Raw genomic sequence first — 3,162 nt, forward strand, 5'->3', positions numbered from 1 at the left:
CTTTTCGCTTGTGCAATCGCGTCGTGAAATCGGAATTTATCCCGCAGGCGATTCTCAAATTTCGCCGGCCGCCGAACGTAGAAGATGTGCGAACCATTTACACAGGTTTGTTAAAAGACCGCACTTTTTTCCTGGGAAATTTGCAAAGATATTTTTTCAAACCACCGCTGGCATATTCTTTTTACCCGACCGAAGGAGCAAGAACCTACCGCATTCGCCGCTCCCTTTTGTGGGGATTCTTTGCCGTCTTGTTTTTATTGGCGCTGGAAATCGTGATTTCAAAAAAAAGAAAATGAAAATTTCAATCAAAATGGCAAAATTTAACCTTTTTTTTCTGGTTCACTGTCAGGAAAAGAAATAAATAATACGACAACAAAAGCAATGACTGAAATTAAGCTGGCAAAAACGAACATGTCGGACAAACCAATTTTGTCAGCTAACGCTCCCAACGGCGTCATGATCAAGCCGCCGATTCCCCAACCTAATCCCATCATCAGCGACGACATGAAACTGGCATTTTCCAGGGAAATTTTTTGCCCCAACACAATGTTCACCGCAGTGGACGAATTGAGCGAAAATCCGATCATCGCTACAAAAATTAATCCGACGGTCAGCGGCAAATGCAAAAAAGCCAACGTGAACGGAAACACGAAAAAGTAGGAAAAAGCCAGCACTTTTTTGCCGCCCCAGCGATCAAAAAAGTGGCCGCCGAGAAAAATGCCGGCGATTGATGAAAATTGAAATACCGCCAATCCCAAAGCTCCGGTGAAAACCGAATGACCTCGCGATGTCAGATAAAGCGGAATGAATCCGGAGAATGCCAAAACGAGCGTCGCGCGCGCAATAACCAGAAAATTTAATTTGAAAATGAGTTGCCGATTTTTTCGAACGAGGTCAAAAACTCTGGGCCTCTCCCGATAGGAAATGATTGGCGCATCCGACCCGATCACGTAACGAAAAAACGTCAGAAAAAACAGTGCCGAGAACAACACCGTAAAAATTGTCGCTCGCAATCCGAATGATTGAATGACGGGAATAATGCTGATATTACCCAGCGTCACGCCCAGTACGCCAGCCGTGTTAAAAGTGGACATGGCAAGCCCTTGCCGCTGGTGATTTCCCCTGCCAACTAATGCCGCAGCCTGAGGATGAAAAAACGCTGTGCCGATTCCGCTCAAACAGAGAATGATCAGCAGCGTCCAGTAGGAATTAGTCCAGCCAATGAATCCCATAAAAACGCCAGCCACCACCGGGCCGAAGAGAACAAAATAATAGCGCCGAATGCGATCCGCGATAAAGCCCGCGACCGGCTGCACCAGCGAGTTGGAAATGGCAAAAATGGACATGAGCGATCCGGCAGACATGAGCGAAAGTTGTAATTTATCAACAATAATTGGCAGTAGCGGCGAAAGGAAGCCGTTGTAATAATCATTGAAAAAATGACCAGCAGTCGCCAGCCAGAAACTTTTTTGTTCTCCGAAAATTCGTTTCAAATTCAAAAAATCATTCCTCTCGATCTAATCATTTCGAACTCGACAGTCAGGTTAGTTCAATTTTTCAATGAGACGATCAATTTCATCCCAATCTTCCGGTTCAATTTTAACGTTCGCCGCAGCGGCTGTTTCCTGAATTTGATCGGGCCCACGCGCGCCAACGATCGCTGAAGTTACCGCCTCGTTCCGCAAAACCCAGGCGATTGCTAACTGCGCCACCGTGACGTCAAATTTTTCTGCAAACGGACGAAGCGCATCAATTAAAGCCAGATTTTTCGACAATTTCGGTTCTCGAAAATCGTGTGATTTACGCCGCCAATCGTCCGCGGCTAATCTTTCCGCATCAAACTTTCCGGTCAACAAGCCGGATTTCATCGGGCTGTAAACGACGACGCCCGTGCCATTCTTCTGGCAAAAAGGCAAAATTTCCTTTCCCGCGCCCCTGTCGAGCATGTTGTAGAGCGGCTGCAGTGAATCAATATGAGCAATTTTTTCCGCCCGCTGCATCAATTCCACATCAAAATTGGAAACGCCCAGGTAACGAATCTTGCCTTCATCTTTCAGTCTAACCATTGTTTCCCAAGACTTTTCTACCGGCATATTCGGATCAGGCCAGTGAAATTGAAACAAATCGATGTAATCCGTATCCAGCCGACGCAAGCTGTCCTCTGCCTCTTTGCGGATGCTCACCGGCGACAAATCATTGCGGATTTTTCCCTTGCTGTTCCAGACAAGTCCGCATTTTGTGGCGATAAAAAACTTTTCACGAATTCCCTTGAGAGCGCGTCCGACAATTTCCTCAGAATGACCGAGACCGTAAACCGGCGCCGTATCGATCCAGCTAATTCCCAAATCCAGCGCGCGATGAATCGTGCGAATAGAATCATCATCGTCCTGTTTGCCCCAGCCCCATTGCCAGGGGCCACCGATTGCCCAGGCGCCCAGACCGATGACGCTCAACTCGGGACCATTTTTGCCTAATTTTCTGGTTTTCACTTTTTCTCCGCTTTGAGGTCTTTTTAAGGTGTACTCCACCTTGAAGGTGGGCACACCTTAATTTCCACTATTTTTCCTTCAGATACCAATTCGCCGCATCACCAATCAAATCCTGCACATCAGCAATCAGCCGATGCGGATCGAGCAAAAAACCGTCTTGCAGCATCAATACCTGAAATAATTGATTGACCAATTTCTCAAGATACTTATCTTTAGCATCTTTCTGGTACATTTTGAGCATATTCCGAATAAGCGAATGATCCGGGTTGATCTCCATGACTTTCTTCGGCGGCGGCGTGTCTTTATTCACGATTTGCATAATTCTGGACATCTGTGCCGAAATGCCCCCCTCTGCCGTCACCAGCACTGCCGGACTGTCAGTCAAACGCTGTGACAAGCGCACTTCTTCCACTTGATCGCCGAGGATATTTTTCATTCTCGTGCACAATTTTCCCAATTCGCTATCAGACGGCTTTTCTTCTTTTTCTTTCTCTTCCTTTTTCTCATCTTTTTCGGTTTTTATCTCTTTCAAAGATTCCAGATCCGCCTGATCCGCGGAAACGATCATTTTTTCCTTGTATTGACTCAAACCGGAGAGCACAAACTCATCAATGGGATCGTAGGAGTAAAGCACTTCCACGCCTTTCTGTTTGAAAATCTCCAGATGCGGATT

At 46.4% G+C, this 3,162-nt stretch carries 4 protein-coding genes; 1 reads left to right on the forward strand and 3 read right to left on the reverse strand.

Annotated features, from left to right (window positions below; translation table 11 throughout):
- On the forward strand, positions 1-296 hold a 296-nt coding region (locus GXO74_12155), incomplete at its 5' end, for a hypothetical protein (GenBank protein ID NOZ62420.1).
- Between the two features lie 24 nt (positions 297-320).
- Here the strand turns inward: GXO74_12155 and GXO74_12160 are convergent.
- From GXO74_12160 to GXO74_12170, 3 genes are all read right to left on the reverse strand, one after another.
- Positions 321-1,499, reverse strand: a complete 1,179-nt coding sequence (locus GXO74_12160; protein NOZ62421.1) for an MFS transporter — start codon at positions 1,497-1,499, stop codon at positions 321-323.
- 45 nt (positions 1,500-1,544) lie between these two features.
- On the reverse strand, positions 1,545-2,489 hold the full coding sequence (locus GXO74_12165; GenBank protein ID NOZ62422.1) for an aldo/keto reductase: 945 nt from the start codon (positions 2,487-2,489) through the stop codon (positions 1,545-1,547).
- Positions 2,490-2,556: 67 nt separating this feature from the next.
- A partial coding sequence (locus GXO74_12170) for a molecular chaperone HtpG (protein ID NOZ62423.1) occupies positions 2,557-3,162 on the reverse strand: 606 nt, incomplete at its 5' end.

The sequence above is a fragment of the Calditrichota bacterium genome (assembly GCA_013152715.1).
Classification (GTDB): Bacteria; Zhuqueibacterota; Zhuqueibacteria; order Thermofontimicrobiales; family Thermofontimicrobiaceae; genus 4484-87.